This window comes from Leifsonia poae, assembly GCF_050632865.1.
Taxonomy (GTDB): domain Bacteria; phylum Actinomycetota; class Actinomycetes; order Actinomycetales; family Microbacteriaceae; genus Leifsonia; species Leifsonia poae_B.
In genome coordinates, this window is sequence record NZ_JBODSA010000004.1 from 85,798 (window position 1) to 102,598 (window position 16,801).

12 protein-coding genes and 1 pseudogene are annotated in these 16,801 nt (G+C 69.6%); 4 read left to right on the top strand and 9 right to left on the bottom strand.

Annotation, left to right across the window (positions count from 1 at the left end):
* Positions 1 to 3 precede the first annotated feature (3 nt).
* The 5 genes from acnA to dut all read right to left on the bottom strand — a co-directional run bounded on the left by acnA (position 4) and on the right by dut (position 7,286).
* Positions 4 to 2,817, bottom strand: coding sequence for an aconitate hydratase AcnA (gene acnA, locus ACRAWB_RS18045; protein ID WP_431354615.1), 2,814 nt, complete (start codon positions 2,815 to 2,817; stop codon positions 4 to 6).
* 140 nt (positions 2,818 to 2,957) lie between these two features.
* Positions 2,958 to 5,336, bottom strand: coding sequence for an HAD-IC family P-type ATPase (locus ACRAWB_RS18050; protein ID WP_431354616.1), 2,379 nt, complete (start codon positions 5,334 to 5,336; stop codon positions 2,958 to 2,960).
* Between the two features lie 26 nt (positions 5,337 to 5,362).
* On the bottom strand, positions 5,363 to 6,151 hold the full coding sequence (locus tag ACRAWB_RS18055; protein WP_431354617.1) for a DUF3159 domain-containing protein: 789 nt from the start codon (positions 6,149 to 6,151) through the stop codon (positions 5,363 to 5,365).
* A gap of 9 nt (positions 6,152 to 6,160) precedes the next feature.
* Positions 6,161 to 6,763, bottom strand: a complete 603-nt coding sequence (locus ACRAWB_RS18060; protein WP_431354618.1) for a DUF3710 domain-containing protein — start codon at positions 6,761 to 6,763, stop codon at positions 6,161 to 6,163.
* Between the two features lie 64 nt (positions 6,764 to 6,827).
* Positions 6,828 to 7,286, bottom strand: coding sequence for a dUTP diphosphatase (gene dut, locus ACRAWB_RS18065; RefSeq protein ID WP_431354619.1), 459 nt, complete (start codon positions 7,284 to 7,286; stop codon positions 6,828 to 6,830).
* A gap of 40 nt (positions 7,287 to 7,326) precedes the next feature.
* Between dut and ACRAWB_RS18070 the strand changes: the two genes are divergently transcribed.
* The gene (locus ACRAWB_RS18070; protein WP_431354620.1) at positions 7,327 to 7,773 is read left to right on the top strand and encodes a DUF3093 domain-containing protein; all 447 of its coding nucleotides are present in this window, start codon (positions 7,327 to 7,329) and stop codon (positions 7,771 to 7,773) included.
* A gap of 1 nt (position 7,774) precedes the next feature.
* Here the strand turns inward: ACRAWB_RS18070 and ACRAWB_RS18075 are convergent, their stop codons facing one another.
* Complete coding sequence (locus ACRAWB_RS18075) at positions 7,775 to 8,068, bottom strand: DUF4193 domain-containing protein (RefSeq protein ID WP_026307201.1); 294 nt, start codon at positions 8,066 to 8,068, stop codon at positions 7,775 to 7,777.
* A gap of 204 nt (positions 8,069 to 8,272) precedes the next feature.
* On the opposite strand from ACRAWB_RS18075, the gene sepH reads away from it, so the two are divergent.
* Together sepH and ACRAWB_RS18085 are read left to right on the top strand one after the other, a co-directional pair.
* A complete protein-coding gene (gene sepH / locus ACRAWB_RS18080) occupies positions 8,273 to 9,421 on the top strand; it encodes a septation protein SepH (protein WP_431354621.1) in 1,149 nt (382 codons plus the stop codon).
* 93 nt (positions 9,422 to 9,514) lie between these two features.
* Positions 9,515 to 10,861 carry an acyltransferase family protein gene (locus tag ACRAWB_RS18085; protein WP_431354622.1) on the top strand — a complete coding sequence of 449 codons (1,347 nt, stop codon included), beginning with the start codon at positions 9,515 to 9,517 and terminating at the stop codon, positions 10,859 to 10,861.
* Here ACRAWB_RS18085 and ACRAWB_RS18090 read toward each other — a convergent pair.
* On the bottom strand, positions 10,809 to 11,516 hold the full coding sequence (locus ACRAWB_RS18090) for an alkaline phosphatase family protein (protein WP_431354623.1): 708 nt from the start codon (positions 11,514 to 11,516) through the stop codon (positions 10,809 to 10,811). The two genes, ACRAWB_RS18085 and ACRAWB_RS18090, sit on opposite strands and share 53 nt — an antisense overlap.
* The gene (locus ACRAWB_RS18095; RefSeq protein ID WP_431354624.1) at positions 11,420 to 11,941 is read right to left on the bottom strand and encodes an alkaline phosphatase family protein; all 522 of its coding nucleotides are present in this window, start codon (positions 11,939 to 11,941) and stop codon (positions 11,420 to 11,422) included. The genes ACRAWB_RS18090 and ACRAWB_RS18095 overlap by 97 nt, the downstream gene beginning before the upstream one ends.
* Positions 11,942 to 12,021: 80 nt before the next feature.
* Here ACRAWB_RS18095 and ACRAWB_RS18100 point away from each other — a divergent pair.
* A pseudogene (locus ACRAWB_RS18100) lies at positions 12,022 to 14,507 on the top strand (DNA gyrase/topoisomerase IV subunit A).
* A gap of 80 nt (positions 14,508 to 14,587) precedes the next feature.
* Here ACRAWB_RS18100 and ACRAWB_RS18105 read toward each other — a convergent pair.
* On the bottom strand, positions 14,588 to 16,687 hold the full coding sequence (locus ACRAWB_RS18105) for a DNA gyrase/topoisomerase IV subunit B (RefSeq protein ID WP_431354625.1): 2,100 nt from the start codon (positions 16,685 to 16,687) through the stop codon (positions 14,588 to 14,590).
* Between the last annotated feature and the right edge of the window lie 114 nt (positions 16,688 to 16,801).

Sequence of the window (16,801 nt, forward strand, 5' to 3'; positions counted from 1 at the left end):
TGCTTAGACGAGGCTGCGCAGCACGTACTGCAGGATGCCGCCGTTGCGGTAGTAGTCGGCCTCACCGGGGGTGTCGATGCGGACGACCGCGTCGAACTCGATGGTCTGCTTGCCCGCGGGCGAGTGCTCGCTCGGCTCGGCCACGACGTGCACCGTCTTCGGTGTGGTGCCCTCGTTCAGCTGCTCGAGGCCGGTGATCGAGAATACCTCGGTGCCGTCGAGGCCCAGCGAGTCGGCGGACTCGCCGGCCGGGAACTGCAGCGGCACGACGCCCATGCCGATGAGGTTCGAGCGGTGGATGCGCTCGAAGCTCTCGGTGATGACCGCGCGGACGCCGAGGAGGCTGGTGCCCTTCGCCGCCCAGTCGCGCGACGAGCCGGAGCCGTACTCCTTGCCGCCGAGGATGACGAGCGGGGTGCCCTGCGCCTGGTAGTTCTGCGACGCGTCGTAGATGAACGACTGCGGCGCGTCCGGCTTGGTGAAGTCGCGGGTGTAGCCGCCCTCGACGCCGTCCAGGAGCTGGTTCTTCAGGCGGATGTTCGCGAAGGTGCCGCGGATCATCACCTCGTGGTTGCCGCGGCGCGAGCCGTAGGAATTGAAGTCCTTGCGATCGATGCCGTGCTCGGTGAGGTACTGGCCGGCCGGGCTGTCCGCCTTGATGGAGCCGGCGGGCGAGATGTGGTCGGTGGTGACCGAGTCGCCGAGCTTGGCGAGCGCGCGGGCGCCGACGATGTCGGTGACCGGCTTCGTCTCGAGGGTCAGGCCCTCGAAGTACGGGGGCTTCCGCACGTAGGTGGACTTCTCATCCCACTCGAAGACCGAGCCGGTCGGGGTCGGCAGCGACTTCCAGCGCTCGTCGCCCTCGAAGACCGACGCGTACTGGTGGACGAACATCCCCTCGTTGATGGAGGAGTCGATCGTCTCCTGGACCTCGGCCGCGTCGGGCCAGATGTCCTTCAGGAACACGTCGTTGCCCTCGGAGTCCTGCCCCAGGGGGTCGACCTCGAAGTCGAAGTTCATCGAACCGGCCAGCGCGTAGGCGATGACCAGCGGCGGGCTCGCCAGGTAGTTCATCTTCACGTCGGGGTTGATGCGGCCCTCGAAGTTGCGGTTGCCCGAGAGCACCGCGGTGACGGCCAGGTCGTTCTGGTTGACCGCTTCGGAGATCTCGTCGAGCAGCGGGCCCGAGTTGCCGATGCAGGTGGTGCAGCCGTAGCCGACCGTGTAGAAGCCGAGCGCTTCGAGGTCCTGGGTCAGACCAGCCTTCTCGTAGTAGTCGGTGACGACCTTGGAGCCAGGGGCCAGCGTGGTCTTGACCCACGGCTTGGCCTTGAGGCCCTTCTTCGCCGCGTTGCGGGCGAGCAGGCCGGCGGCGAGCATGACCGACGGGTTGGAGGTGTTGGTGCACGACGTGATGGCCGCGATCGCGACGGCGCCGTGGTCGAGGACGAAGTCCTGCCCGCTCTCCGCAAGCCGAACCGGGGTCGGGTTGGAGGCCGTCTTCGGCGCGTGGCTGTGGTGCGTGTGGACGTGGATGCTGCGGTCGTCCTCCGGCTGCAGCTCACCCGGGTCGGACGCCGGGAACGACTCGGAGATCGTCAGGTCGACGAGGTCGTGGGAGACGTCGGCGTAGTCGTTGAGGTCCTTCTCGAACTGGTCCTTCGCGTGGCTCAGCTCGATGCGGTCCTGCGGCCGCTTCGGGCCGGCGATCGACGGGACGACGGTCGAGAGGTCGAGCTCGAGGTATTCGCTGAAGACCGGCTCGTTCGCCGGGTCGTGCCACAGGCTCTGCGCCTTCGAGTACTGCTCGACGAGCTGGACCTGCTCCTCGCTGCGGCCGGTGAGACGCAGGTAGTCGAGGGTGACGTCGTCGATCGGGAACATGGCGGCGGTGGAGCCGAACTCCGGGCTCATGTTGCCGATGGTGGCGCGGTTCGCGAGCGGGACCTCGGCGACGCCCGCGCCGTAGAACTCGACGAACTTGCCGACCACGCCGTGCTTGCGCAGCATCTGCGTGATGGTGAGCACGACGTCGGTCGCGGTCACGCCGGTCGGGATGGCGCCGGTCAGCTTGAAGCCGACGACCTTGGGGATGAGCATGGAGACCGGCTGGCCCAGCATGGCCGCCTCGGCCTCGATGCCGCCGACGCCCCAGCCGAGCACGCCCAGGCCGTTGACCATCGTGGTGTGCGAGTCGGTGCCGACGCAGGTGTCCGGGTAGGCCAGCAGTTCGCCGTCGATCTCGCGCGTCATGGTGACGCGGGCCAGGTACTCGATGTTGACCTGGTGGACGATGCCGGTGCCCGGCGGGACGACCTTGAAGTCGTCGAACGCGGTCTGGCCCCAGCGGAGGAACTGGTACCGCTCGCCGTTGCGCTCGTACTCGATGTCGGTGTTGCGCTCCAGCGCGTCCGGCTGGCCGAACAGGTCGGCGATCACGGAGTGATCGATGACCATCTCGGCCGGCGCGAGCGGGTTGATCTTCTTCGGGTCGCCGCCGAGGGCGGAGACGGCCTCACGCATGGTGGCGAGGTCGACGATGCAGGGGACGCCGGTGAAGTCCTGCATGATGACGCGGGCCGGCGTGAACTGGATCTCGGTGTTCGGCTCAGCCGCCGGGTCCCAGGAGCCGAGGGCGCGGATGTGGTCGGCGGTGATGTTCGCGCCGTCCTCCGTGCGGAGCAGGTTCTCGAGGAGAACCTTGAGGCTGAAAGGCAGCCGCTGGTATCCCTCGACGGTGTCGATCTTGAAGATCGTGTAGTCACGCGATCCGACCGTCAAGGTCTCTTTCGCACCGAAGCTGTTCACAGCAGACACAATGCCCTCTCCTTCATCGGCAGGCGATGTTCACGCACGCCTCGTCCATCTTCGTCGTCCGTCGAAGCGCCTTTCCAGCAAGGTAAGCCTAAATCCTCATCACCGGAAAGTATCTTGACGTCGAGATAAAACTACCACGCTCAGAGCCGGTCGAAGACCAGCGAACGTCGCTTTGCGAACCGGTAGAACAGCTCGACCCCGGCCGCACCCAGCGCGCCGACCGCGATGCCCCACGCCAGGGCGCCGTCGAGCTGCAGATGCATCTCGAAGAAGGTGGCCGTGAAGGGGATGACGCAGACCAGCGTGAATGCGGCGGCGACCGCGGCGAGCAGCAGCCACCGGATGCCGGTGAGCGGTCTCGTGAGGACGCACAGCATCCACAGCGAGACGCAGAACAGCGCGACCGTGGTGACGCTGCGGGCCTCGTGGAGCGGGACGCTGCGGTACAGCGGTGCGTAGGCGACGATGGCCGTGACGCCCGCGATGAGACCGGTCGGGATGGAGTACCGCAGCACGCGACCGAGCACTCCCGGTGTGTAGATGCGCTTGTTCGGGGCGAGTGCGAGGAAGAAGGACGGGATCCCGATCGCCAGCGACGACACCAGGGTGAGCTGGCGCGGGAGGAACGGGAACGGCCACAGGATCGCCGCGCTCACGAGAGCCAGCAGGATGCCGTACGTCGTCTTCGCCAGGAAGATGTTGCTGACCCGCTCCACGTTGGCGATGACCCGCCGGCCCGACGCCAGAACGTCGGGCAGCCGGTCGAAACGGTCGTCGAGCAGCACCACGCGCGACGCGGCCTTGGTCGCGGCGGTGCCGGTGCCCATCGCGATGCCGAGGTCGGCGTCCTTCACGGCCATCGCGTCGTTGACGCCGTCGCCGGTCATCGCGACCGTGCGCCCGCGCCCCTTGAGCAGCCGCACCGCTGCACGCTTCTGGTCGGGGCTCACGCGGCCGAGCACGCTCGCTCGCTCCAGCGCGTCGGCCAGCTCGTCATCCGTGGTGAGCGTGGACGCGTCGATCGCCTCGCCCTCCAACTGCAGCTCGCGGGCGATGGCCGAGACGGTCACGGGATTGTCGCCCGACATCACCACGACGCGCACCGACTGCTCGCGGAAGTACGCGAGCGCATCCTGAGCCTCGGGACGCAGCGTCTCGGCGAGCAGCACCAGCAGGACCGGCTCCACGCGCGTGCCCGTGAGCGGCATGTGCACCTCCGCGGGCAGCGGGTCGACCGCCCGCGCCAGCGCGAGTGTCCGCAGCCCCGTCGCGGCGAGGGCGGTCGCACGCGCCAGCGCCTCGGAGTGGCCGTCGAGCACGCGTTCCGGCGCGCCGAGCACCCACGCGCTCTCATAACCGCCGTCCACGGTCATCGTGAGCGCGCTGTACTTGGTGGCCGAACTGAACGGGATGCGCCGCCCGACCGCGATCCGGTCGCTCCGGAACCGCGACCCGAGGATTCCCGACGTCGCGTTGCCCGCATCATCCGACCCGAAGGCCGCGAGCGCGAGCTCGCCGTCGGCAACGTCCTGCTCCCCCGCCAGCGCCTCGGTGCCGTGCAGTGACAGCTCCCCCGTCGTCAGTGTGCCGGTCTTGTCGAGGAACAGCACGTCGACGCGCGCCAGCACCTCCACCGCCGCCAGTTCTTGCACCAGCACCTTGTGCGCGGCGAGCTGGATGGCGGCCACGCCGAAGGCCAGGCTCGTCAGGAGAACAAGCCCTTCCGGGATGAGGCCGACGACGGCCGCGACGGCATCGAGCAGCGCCCGCCGCCACCGGTCGTCGACGAAGATCTCGGAGAACCCGCCGTAGGCGAAGACGCGACCCAGCAGGGTGATGAGGATGATCGGCCCCAGGATCCACGAGAGGTAGACGAGGATGCGGTTGGTCGCGTCGCGGAGCTCGGACCGCACCTGACTGTGCTTGCGGATCTCGCTCGTGAGCTTGCTCGCGTAGGAGTCGGCGCCGACCGCCGAGACGGTCGCCAAGCCGGTTCCCGACACGACGTGCGACCCCGAGAGCAGGGGTGCCCCCTCGTCTTTGAACATCGGATCGGACTCGCCGGTGAGCATCGACTCGTCGAGCGACAGCCCGGTGCTCTCGACCACGACGGCGTCCGCCGGCACCTGATCGCCCGGACGCAGGACGAGCAGGTCGTCGAGCACCACCTGGTCGAGCGCGACCGTCACGACGGCGCCGTCGCGTCGCACCCGGCTGTGCGGCGCGGCGAGCAGCGCCGCCCGGTCGAGCACGCGCTTGGCGCGGTACTCCTGCACGATGCCGATGAGGGCGTTGACGACGACGATGCCGAAGAAGAACCCGTCGCGCAGGTCGCCGAGGATCACCACGACGATGAAGCAGGCGGTGAGGATGCCGTTGAAGAGCGTGAAGACGTTCTCGCGGAGGATGTCGCCGATCGATCGCGAGCTGGGCTGCTCCTGCGTGTTGACGCGCCCGTCGGCGACGCGCTCCTCCACCTGGGCGGAGGTCAGCCCGTCACGTATTCCCGCGTCCAGCATCCCTCCCCCTTCACCGCCAGATGGTTCTACTTGGTAGACGAGGTGGGACGCGGGTTCGTGACGGACTTCTGAGGGAATTGCCCCTTCACGACGAACCACGTCACGAGGAGGAGCGGTGCATAGAGCGGGACGCCCATGAGCAGTTTGGTGAGGGCGAGCGCACTGGTGGCCTCGTCGGTGTGCGCCAGATACAGCGGCACCTGCACGACGAGGCGGGCTGCGAAGAGCAGGAACCAGAGGAACGTCAGCGCCTGCATGACCCGGAACTTCCGCTTGTCCTTGCGCCACGCGACGCCGTCGCCCATCAGGTAGCCGGCCGCCAGCCCGATGATCGGCCAGCGCACCAGCATCGAGATGAGGATGCCCGCCGCATAGGCCGCGTTCGTCCAGATCCCGAGGAGGAAGTTGTCCTCGCCCCGCCCGGTGATGAGCGCGAGGATGGCGGAGATGCCGACGCCGATGAGGCCGGCGAGCGCCTGCGTCACCGGCGTCTTGCCGACGATGCGGACGACCGTGAAGACGATCGCGACCGCCACCGAGCACCCGATCGACAGCGGGACGTTCTGGGTGAACGTGAAGAGCACCAGGAAGACGAGGCCCGGGAGGATCGTCTCGCACAGCCCGCGGATGCCGCCGAGCGCGCCCAGGAGCGCCGCACCGGTCGACGAGTCGTCCTCGGCGAGCTGGCCGAGGCCCGAACGGCGCGCGGCGGCGGCGATGCTCTCGCCGAGACCGGGCGACGGCGCGGGCGCCTGTGTCTCGTCACGGTCGTCCGGCTGAGGGGTCGGGCGCTCGGGGCGCTCCTCGTCGGTCATGTCCACGCCTTAAAGAGAGGAGTAGTCGTTCTCGTTGCCGGTCGTCGGCGCGGCCGGCATCCGGAGCGGGATGAGGTCGCGGGGCGGCATGGGCACCGACCCGCGCACCACGACGATGCTGCGGAAGAGGTCTTCGACGAGCGCCGCCGCCTCGGGCTGCACGGCCGCGTCGCCCGCGATCACGCCGCGGAGGAACCAGCGCGGTCCGTCGACGCCGATGAAGCGCGCCACGCGCGTCTCCACCGCGCCGCCCGCGGCCGCGGCGACGGGGATTTCAGCGACGAGTTCCGGCCCGAAGGCGCCCTCGCGCTCGGTGACCCGGCCGCCCTGGCGCTGGATCTGATCGGTGATCTGCTCGCGGATCTCGTGCCACAGCCCCGTCGAGCGGGGAGCGGCGAACGGCTGCACCTGGAGGGTGGAGCCGGCGTAGTCGAGCCCGACGGCGACGACGCGCTGCGTCTCCTCCTCGACCTCGAGACGCAGATGCAGGCCCTCGCGGGGCAGGATCTTCACGCCGCCGAGGTCGACGTACGGGCGGACCGGATTGGCCTCGCTCTCGTCGAGCGGCCCCTCGGTCTCGCGGTCCTCCGGGGCCGACTTCTCGAACTCCACGGCGTCGCCCTGCTGCTCGAGCTCGGCGTCTCCGCCGGCCCCGCGGGGGTGTCGCTGATGTCGCTCACGCGTGTTCTCCTGCCTCGGTGACGGTGTACCCGGACGAGCCGAAGCCCGCGGCGCCACGGTGGCTGTCCGGGAGGGTGTCGACGGGGATGAACCGGGCTCGCGTGACCGGCATGACGATCAGCTGGGCGATCCGGTCGCCGACGGCGATATCGTACGGCATCGACCTGTCGGTATTGAGGAGGGTGACCTTGATCTCGCCGCGGTAGCCCGCATCCACGGTTCCCGGCGAGTTGACGATCGTGATGCCGTGGCGCATGGCCAGACCGCTCCGCGGGACGACGAACGCGGCGTACCCGTCGGGCAGCGCGATGGAGACGCCGGTCGGCATGGTGAACCGCTCCCCCGGACCGAGCACGACGGCCTCCGCGGCGCTCAGGTCGGCGCCCGCATCCCCCGGATGCGCGTAAGCGGGTGGGAATGCGGCCACGATCGGGACATCGACGGTATCGGTCACGTGTCAGAGGGTAGTGCAGAAGTCTGGTCGAATAGAGGACATGGACCTGTACCGAGAGCGGCTGTGGGCGACCCCCTGGCTGTTCATCTCCACCCTGCTCGTCGTCCCCGCGATCATGCTCGTCTTCGCGCCGATCAACTTCGCGGTCGGGGTCGTGCTGGCGATCGTCGTCTACGTCGCCTGGGCGATCTTCCTCGTCGTGACGGCGCCGACCATCCGGGTGACCGAGGACGAGCTGGCCGCCGGCAACGCGCGCATCCCGCTGAACCTCGTCGGCGATCCCGTCGCCTTCAGCGGCGAGGAGGCGACGCTCGAGCGCGGCCGCCGGCTGGACGCGCGCGCCTGGCTGCTCATCCGCGGCTGGATCAAGCCCGTGGTGAAGGTGCCGGTGCTGGATGCGGACGATCCAGCGCCCTACTGGCTCCTCTCAACAAGAAACCCGGACCAGCTGGTCCGGGTTCTCGGTGAGGCTCGACGCGTGTCGTGAGTTATGCCGCGCACTCCACGCAGATCGGCCCGAGCTTCGTCTCGTGGTCGATCTGCGAGCGGTGCTTCACCAGGAAGCAGTTCACGCAGGTGAACTCGTCCGCCTGGGGAGGCAGCACGACGACGTCGAGGTCGAGGTCAGAGAGGTCGGCACCGGGGAGCTCGTATCCGCCGGGGTTGTCGGCGTCCTCGACGTCGACGACGCCCGACATCTTGTCCGGGACACGCTCCTTGAGGGCCTCGATCGACTCGGAGTCGTCCTCGGTCTTCCGCGGTGCGTCGTAATCGGTTGCCATGCCCATCCACTTCTCGTCGTAACGGCCGATTCTCGCAATCGGCGGCCATAGTTTGCATCAATCGCCACTGAATAGCAAAACCATTCAGGAGCCTTTCAGCGATTGCTGGATGTGCAACTTCCGGCACGCCCACGGTATTCCCCGAAATGCCTTCTCTCCCGTGTCATTCTGGGGCGGTACAGACGAGCTCGGAAGGCACTCCACATGCAGGATCTGAAGGTCATCGGGGTCGAGAACGGCGCACTCGTCGCCGTCGGCGACGACGGTGAGCGTTTCCGCATCGCCGTCGACGAGGCGTTGCAGTCGAAAGTGCGGCAAGTCCGTCAGGAGACGCCCGCCGACGCACCCAAACTTTCCCCGCGCGAGGTCCAGGCGCACATCCGCTCCGGCATGTCCGCCGAGGACGTCGCCGCGGTCACCGGCGCCCCGCTGGAGTACGTCCAGCGTTTCGAGGGCCCGATCATCGCCGAGCGCGAGCACATCGTCGCGAGCGCCCTGAGCGTCCCCGTGCACACCACGGACGCCGTCGACCCGCTCGGCGAGGGCGAGACCTTCGGATCGGTGATCCGCGACCGGCTGGCGTCCCTCGGTGTCGCCGGTGAGCGCTGGGCGAGCTGGAAGGACAGCGAGACCGGCTGGATCGTGAAGCTCGAGTTCACCGCCGACACGATCGACCACGACGCGCGCTGGTCCTACGACGCCCGCAAGCACGCGCTCGCGCCCCTCAACTCCGAGGCGACCACCCTGTCCCAGGCCGGCGAACTGCGCGGCGGTGCGCTCATCCCCCGCCTGCGCGCGGTGCTGCCGCACGAGGGCGAGCCGGACACGTCCCGCTTCGACAGCGGAGCCTTCACCTTCCCGGTGCCGTCGGTCGACCTGCTCGGTCCCGAGATCACGCAGCCGATCGAGCCTCTGCCCCCGCAGGGCCGGGTCCCCGGGGCGAACAACTCCATCCCGGTATCGGCCATGAAGCGCGCCGACGACGCCACCCCGCGCGACCTGCACCAGACCGCGGACCTGCTGGAGGCGCTGCGCCGCCGCCGGGGCGAGCGCGAGGCCGCGAACTACGACGACCGCGCGACGACTCCCCAAGCTCCGGTCCACGCCGAGGCGCCCGTCGCCCCGCCGCAGGAGCCGACGCCGCCGGTGTCGCCGTTCCGGGTCGTGGAGGATCGCGCGCCGGTCGCCGAGCAGCCTGCGCTGCCCCTGGACGTGCCCGCTCCGCCTGCCGCGCCGGCACCGTCGAACAACGACTCGGGCCCGCAGCCGTCGGCTCGCAAGAAGGGCCGCGCGGCCATGCCGAGCTGGGATGAGATCGTGTTCGGTGCACGCACGGACGACGACCTGGCCTGACGCGCCTCGTAAGAAGAGGTCTCGATCCGGGCCGTTCCACAGGCACGCGGTGTCGATTCCAGGTAATGCACGTATGTCCCGTATCCTGTGGGAATGCTTGCAACCGACCCTGCACGCACGATCAGTGCCGGCCTGCGCGGCCATGACAACGCGCTCGGGCTGATCCGTCTCGTCCTCGCCCTCGCCGTGCTGGTGTCGCACACCTTCCCGCTCGGCGGTTTCGGGCACGACCCGGGGTCGGGCATCACCAAGGGCCAGGCCAACCTCGGCACCCTCTCCGTCGCCGGGTTCTTCGCCATCAGCGGCTACCTCATCACGAAGAGCGGGATGTCCGCCGACATCGTCCAGTTCCTCTGGCGACGCGTGCTCCGCATCTTCCCGGCGTTCCTCCTGGCGCTGCTGCTCGCGGCCTTCGTCCTCGGTCCGATCATCTGGTCGCTCGACGGCCACTCGCTCGGCGCGTACTTCGCCCGCGGCGCGACCAGCCCCTGGCACTACCTGCTCTCGAACTGGAACCTCCACGTCGACACGTGGGGCATCCTCGACATCTTCCAGAACACCACGCCGTACGGTCAGGCCACGCACGCCAGCGTCATCAACGGTTCGATGTGGACGCTCGGCTACGAGTGGGACTGCTACATGATGATCGCGCTCCTGCTGCTCGCGGGAGTTCTCACCAAGGCGCGACCGATCGTCGTGGTCGTCGCGGGCGTCATCTTCGCCGCGCAGATCGTCGACCTGGTCAGCCCGGGCACGATGGCCACAGTCTTCCCGCCGCTCGGCAGCGTCCAGTTCTCCTATCTGTCGTACCCGTTCGCCGTCGGCGCCGTGTTCGCCGTGTACTCGCGATCCATCCCGATGAACGCGCGCTTCGGCATCGCCGCCGGCGTGCTGCTGGTGTGGACGCTGCTCAACGGCGGCTACGGGGTCATCGGCGTGCCCGCCGGCGTGTACTTCGTGCTGTGGCTCGGCTCGGCCATCCCCGGCCGGCTCCGGACCATCGGTCAGAAGAACGACATCTCCTACGGCGTCTACCTCTACGCGTTCCCGGTGCAGCAGACGCTCGCATATTTCGGGCTCTACAAGCTCGGCGTCATCCCGATGATCCTCGGCGCCGCCATCGTCGTTCTCGGGATCTCGTGGCTCAGCTGGCGCTTCCTCGAGAGCCCGGCGATGTCGCTCAAGAACTGGGGCCCGGGACGCGGGTTCGCGTACTGGGTGGAGAAGCTGCGCCGACGGCCGACCTCGACCCCGGAGACGCGACCTGCACCATCGGCGGAGGCCGAGCCGGCCGCGCAGCCCGCGACCGCCATCGCGCCGGTCATCCCGCTCGCCCACACGGCGCACGCGAACCACGCGCACGCGCCGCACATCGTGACGGCGGAACTCAGCCAGCTGCCCCGAACCGCAGGAGCGGCACCCGCGTCTCCTCCGGCGTGATGGAGCCGTGCTGGCCGATCATGTTGCGGCCGGTGCGCTGCGGGTCACGCCCGTCGTAGTACGCGATCCGCTTGCGGGCGGCGACCAGCACATCCCCGATCCGCGGAGCGACCTCGTCGTCCACGACTGGGCCGAACCAGCCCGCGTCGGCCGCCTCCTCCCGCGTCGCCACCCAGGAGCGGTCGCCCTCGGCGTCGCGCCAGCGTTCGGCGACCGCCAGCGCGGACGCACCCGGCTCGGTGTAGAGGTGCAGCATCCGCGGCTCCCCCGCCACGTCCGCGACGCCCTCCAGGAGCTCGGGCGCGGTGTCGTACAGGATGTGTCCGCTCGCGGGGACGTCGACCACCCCGTGGTCGGCGGTGAGCAGCGCCCCGCGGCCGGGACCGAGGCGGCGGGCGAAGCTCGCGACCAGCGCGTCCAGGGTCTCGAGCGTCGCGGTCCAGTCCGGCGACTCCCAGCCGCGAGCGTGCGCGAGGGAGTCGAGCTCGGCGACGTAGAGGTAGGTGAGCCCAGGTCCGGCCTCGGCGACGATCGAGGCGGCGGCGTCGAAGCGCTCGCTCAGCGACTGCACCCCCAGGAACTCGGCGCCGCGGAGGACCGCGGCCGAGAATCCGGAGCCCTCGAACTTCGGCAGCCCGATCGCCCGGGCGCGCACCCCTGCTCGGTCGCGCGCTCGAAGACGGTGCGTGAGCGCTGCCAGGTGGCGGGATCCATCCGCTCGTCCCAGCCGGAGAGCTGGTTGGTGAGGCGGCCGGCCGCATCGCGGACCCGGTAGCCGACGAGGCCGTGCTCGCCCGGAGCGGTGCCGGTGGTCAGCGTCGCCAGCGCCGCGGCCGTCGTGGTCGGGAAACCGGCGTCGATCGTGGTCGTCTTTCCGAGCATGGGCGCGAGGGTGCGGGCATGACCGGACCGTGCCCGCAAGGCGGCGGCGCCCAACCCGTCGACCACGATGACGACGACGTGGTCGAGCCGCGGAAGCCCGAGGTCGTTCGCCTGTCCGCCGAGCGCGGCCAGCGAACTCGGCAGAACCGTGGCGAGGCTCGCTCGGGTGGTGAACGCGGCCGGTAGCATGGGTGGCATCCGGCCCAGTCTGGCACAGGCCACGGCAGGCCGGACGAGCCGCCCCACGCTCCACCCGAGCCCCTGCACAGAATGCACGAATGACACCAGCAGACGACCAGCCCGCCGCCGGAACGACGGAACGCATCGAAGACGTCGACGTCACGACCGAGATGCAGGGCTCGTTCCTCGAGTACGCCTACTCGGTGATCTACTCCCGCGCGCTCCCGGACGCCCGCGACGGCCTCAAGCCGGTGCAGCGCCGCATCCTCTACATGATGACCGAGATGGGCCTGCGGCCGGATCGCGGCCACGTGAAGTCGGCGCGCGTCACCGGCGAGGTGATGGGAAAGCTGCACCCGCACGGCGACAGCGCCATTTACGACGCCCTGGTGCGCATGGCCCAGGACTTCACCCTCCGCGTGCCGCTGGTCGACGGCCACGGCAACTTCGGCTCCCTCGACGACGGCCCCGCCGCCGCTCGGTACACCGAGGCGCGCCTCGCCGCCGCCGCGCTCGCGATGACGGAAGACCTCGACGAGGACGTCGTCGACTTCGTCCCGAACTACGACAACCAGCTCATGCAGCCGGATGTGCTGCCCGCGGCCTTCCCCAACCTCCTGGTCAACGGCGCGAGCGGCATTGCGGTCGGCATGGCGACCAACATGGCGCCGCACAACCTCATCGAGGTGGTCGGTGCCGCCCGGCACCTGCTCGAGAACCCGGACGCGACCCTCGACGACCTGATGGCGTACGTGCCCGGCCCGGACCTGCCGTCGGGCGGTACGATCGCCGGCCTCGCGGGCGTGCGCGACGCGTACGCGACGGGACGCGGCAGCTTCCGGATGCGCGCGAAGGTGACCGTGGAGTCCATCACCGCGCGCAAGAGCGGCCTCGTCGTCACGGAGCTGCCCTACCTCGTCGGCCCCGAGAAGGTCATCGAGAAGATCAAGGACGGCGTCAACGCGAAGAAGCTGAACGGCATCTCCGACGTCACCGACCTCTCCGACCGCCAGAACGGCCTCCGGCTCGTCATCGGCATCAAGACCGGGTTCAGCCCGGAGGCGGTGCTCGAGCAGCTGTACCGGCACACGCCGCTGGAGGAGGGCTTCGCGATCAACAACGTCGCCCTCGTCGCCGGCGGCCCGCAGACCCTCGGGCTGCGGGAGCTGCTGCAGGTCTACCTCGACCACCGCGTCAGCGTGGTCACCCGGCGGTCGCAGTTCCGCCTCGCACGCCGTAAGGAACGCCTGCACCTGGTCGAGGGACTGCTCATCGCGATCCTCGACATCGACGAGGTCATCCAGGTCATCCGCACGTCCGACGACACGGAGGCTGCCCGCACCCGCCTGATGCAGGTGTTCGACCTGAGCACCCTGCAGGCCGACTACATCCTCGAGCTGCGCCTGCGCCGCCTGACGCGGTTCAGCCGCATCGAGCTCGAGACCGAGCGCGACCAGCTGCGCGCCGAGATCGCGGAGCTCGAAGAGCTCCTGGCCTCGCGTCAGCGCATCAACGACCTGGTGTCGGATGAGATGGAGCAGGTGGCGGGCCGCTTCGGCACGCCGCGCCGCACGCTGCTGACCGAGGCGAAGCCGTCGATCGCGGGCGCCTCACGCAGCAAGACGGCGAACGTCCAGCTCGAGGTGGCCGACGTGCCGACGCGCGTGTACCTGTCGACGACCGGCCGCATCCTGCGCGTGGATGCCGTGGCCGGCCCCGACGGCGAGGTCGGGCTCGACCGCATCCAGCCGCCGGCCCGGCGCAGCAAGCACGACGCCATCCTGTCGCAGCTGGACACGAGCAGCCGCAGCGAGATCGGCGCGGTGACGAACCGCGGTCGCCTGATCCGCTTCTCCCCGTCGACCTGCCCGGCGTGCCCGCCAACTCCGTCCAGCTCGGCGCCGGCGTGAAGGTCGGCGACTACCTGGCGCTCGCGGACAAGAAGGAGCGCATCCTCGCCCTCGTGTCCCTCACCGACACGGAGCGGACGATCGCGCTCGGCACCAAGCAGGGCGTCGTCAAGCGCGTCGCCCCGGGCGACTGGGCGAACAAGCCCGAGTTCGAGGTCATCGCGCTGAAGGCCGGCGACGAGGTCGTCGGCGCCACCACGGTGACGGATGCGGACGAGCTGGTGTTCGTCGCGAGCGACGCGCAGCTGCTGCGGTTCGCGGCATCGACGGTCCGTCCGCAGGGACGCGCCGCGGGCGGCATGGCCGGCATCAACCTCGGTGCGGACGCACGGGTCATCTACTTCGGCGCCGTTGCGGCGGAGGACGCGGCCGAGGCGGTCGTGGCCACGATCGCCGCGAGCGACGCGACGTTGCCGGGCGCCGACCCCGGCACGGCGAAGGTGAGCGACTTCGCGGAGTTCCCGGCAAAGGGACGCGCGACCGGCGGCGTCCGCGCGCAGCGGTTCCTGAAGGGTGAGAGCGAGCTCGTGCTCGCCTGGGCCGGCCGCGCCCCCGCGCTGGCCGTCGCCCCCGACGGCGTCGCGCGCACCCTCCCCGAGGGCGGCGCCCGCCGCGACGCCTCGGGCGTCCCTCTGGACATGGTCGTCGGCTCCATCGGCCGCCGCCTCGCCTAGCCCAGCCCGCGAGCACAGGAAGAACGTCGCCTGATCACGAGATCGGCGACGTTTTTCCTGTGCTCGGCGGCTACGGCCGGCTAGGCGTCGATGCGGGCGCGGGAGAGGTCGTCGGCGCCCTGGATGATGAACTCCTTGCGCGGGGCGACGTCGTTGCCCATCAGGAGCTCGAAGACGCGGTTCGCCGACTCGGCGTCCGAGACGCGCACCCGGCGCAGGGTGCGGTGTGCGCGGTCCATCGTGGTGGTCGCGAGCTGGTCCGCGTCCATCTCGCCGAGGCCCTTGTAGCGCTGGATCGGCTCCTGGTACTTCTTGCCGCGCTTCTTCAGGTCGGCGAGCACCGCCTGCAGCTCCGCCTCGGAGTACGTGTAGATCGTCTCGTTCGGCTTCGAGCCGGGGTTCACCACGACGACGCGGTGCAGCGGCGGGACGGCGGCGAACACGCGTCCCTCCTCGATCATGGGCCGCATGTAGCGGAAGAAGAGGGTGAGGAGGAGGGTCCGGATGTGCGCGCCGTCGACATCCGCATCCGACATGATGATGACCTTGCCGTAGCGGGCCGCCGACAGATCGAAGCTGCGGCCGGAGCCCGCGCCGATGACCTGGATGATCGCCGCGCACTCCGCGTTCGACAGCATGTCCGAGATGGACGCCTTCTGCACGTTGAGGATCTTGCCGCGGATGGGCAGCAGCGCCTGGTACTCGCTGTCGCGGGCGCGTCGTGCCGTGCCCAGAGCGGAGTCGCCCTCGACGATGAACAGCTCGCTGTTCGCGACGTCGCTGGAGCGGCAGTCGACGAGCTTCGCCGGGAGGGATGAGGTCTCGAGCGCGTTCTTGCGGCGCTGCGTCTCCTTGTGGGCGCGGGCCGATATCCGGGACTTCATCTCGGCGACGACCTTGTCGAGCACGAGCGAGGACTGCGCCTTGTCGTCGCGCTTGGACGACCCGAACCGCTCGGCCATCGCCTTCTGGACGACGTTCGCCACGATCGCGCGCACGGCCGGCGTGCCCAGGATCTCCTTGGTCTGGCCCTCGAACTGCGGCTCCGGGAGGCGCACGGTGAGCACGGCCGTGAGGCCCGCCATCACATCGTCCTTCTCGAGCTTGTCGTTGCCGGCCTTGAGCCGCCGGGCGTTCAACTCCACCTGCTGGCGCAGGAACTTGAGCAGGCCCTGGTCGAAGCCGGCCTGGTGGCTTCCGCCCTTCGGCGTGGCGATGATGTTGACGAAGCTGCGCATCACCGTGTCGTAGCCGGTGCCCCAGCGCAGCGCGATGTCGACTTGGCACTCGCGCTTGAGCTCGGTCGGCACCATCGCGCCCGAGTCGGAGAGCACCGGCACGGTCTCGGTGAAGTGTCCCTCGCCGGTGAGCCGCCAGGTGTCGGTGATCGGGCTGTCGGGCGCGAGGAAGTCGACGAACTCCGAGATTCCGCCCTCGTAGCGGAAGGTGGTCAGGCCGGCCGGCGCGGCACCGTCCGAGCCGGGGCGCTGGTCGTCGATCGCGATCGAAATGCCCGGCACCAGGAACGCGGTCTGCCGCGCGCGGCCGATCAGGTCGTCGGTCGAGAACTCGGCGCCCTTCGTGAAGATCTGCCGGTCGGCCCAGTAGCGGATGCGCGTCCCTGTCACGCCCTTCTTCACCTTGCCGACGACCCGCAGCTCGCTGCCGCTGACGAACGGGCTGAACGGGTTGTCGGGGCTCGGGGCGCCCGTCCCGTCGTCGAACACGCCCGGCTCGCCGCGGTGGAAGGACATGGCATAGGTCTTGCCGTCGCGGTCGACCTCGACGTCGAGCCGTTCGGACAGCGCGTTGACGACCGAGGCGCCGACACCGTGCAGGCCGCCGGACGCCGCGTACGAACCGGAGCCGAACTTGCCGCCCGCGTGGAGCTTGGTGAAGACGACCTCCACGCCGGAGAGCCCGGTCTTCGGCTCGATGTCGACGGGGATGCCGCGCGCCTGGTCGCGCACCTCAACGCTGTCATCGGCGTGGAGCACGACGTCGATGGCCGAGCCGAAGCCTGCCAGCGCCTCATCCACGGAGTTGTCGATGATCTCCCAGAGGCAGTGCATGAGCCCTCGGGAGTCGGTCGAGCCGATGTACATGCCGGGTCGCTTGCGGACGGCCTCCAGCCCCTCGAGCACCGACAGGTGCCTGGCCGAATAGTCCGAACTCGCCACGGGCGCTCCTTGTGGATCAGGTGCGCCTCGAGTGCGGCGCGCACGTACACCATCAAGCGTACGTGGCGGGCGGGGCACACTACGCCACCGACACCCGCTCGCTCGGAGGCTACG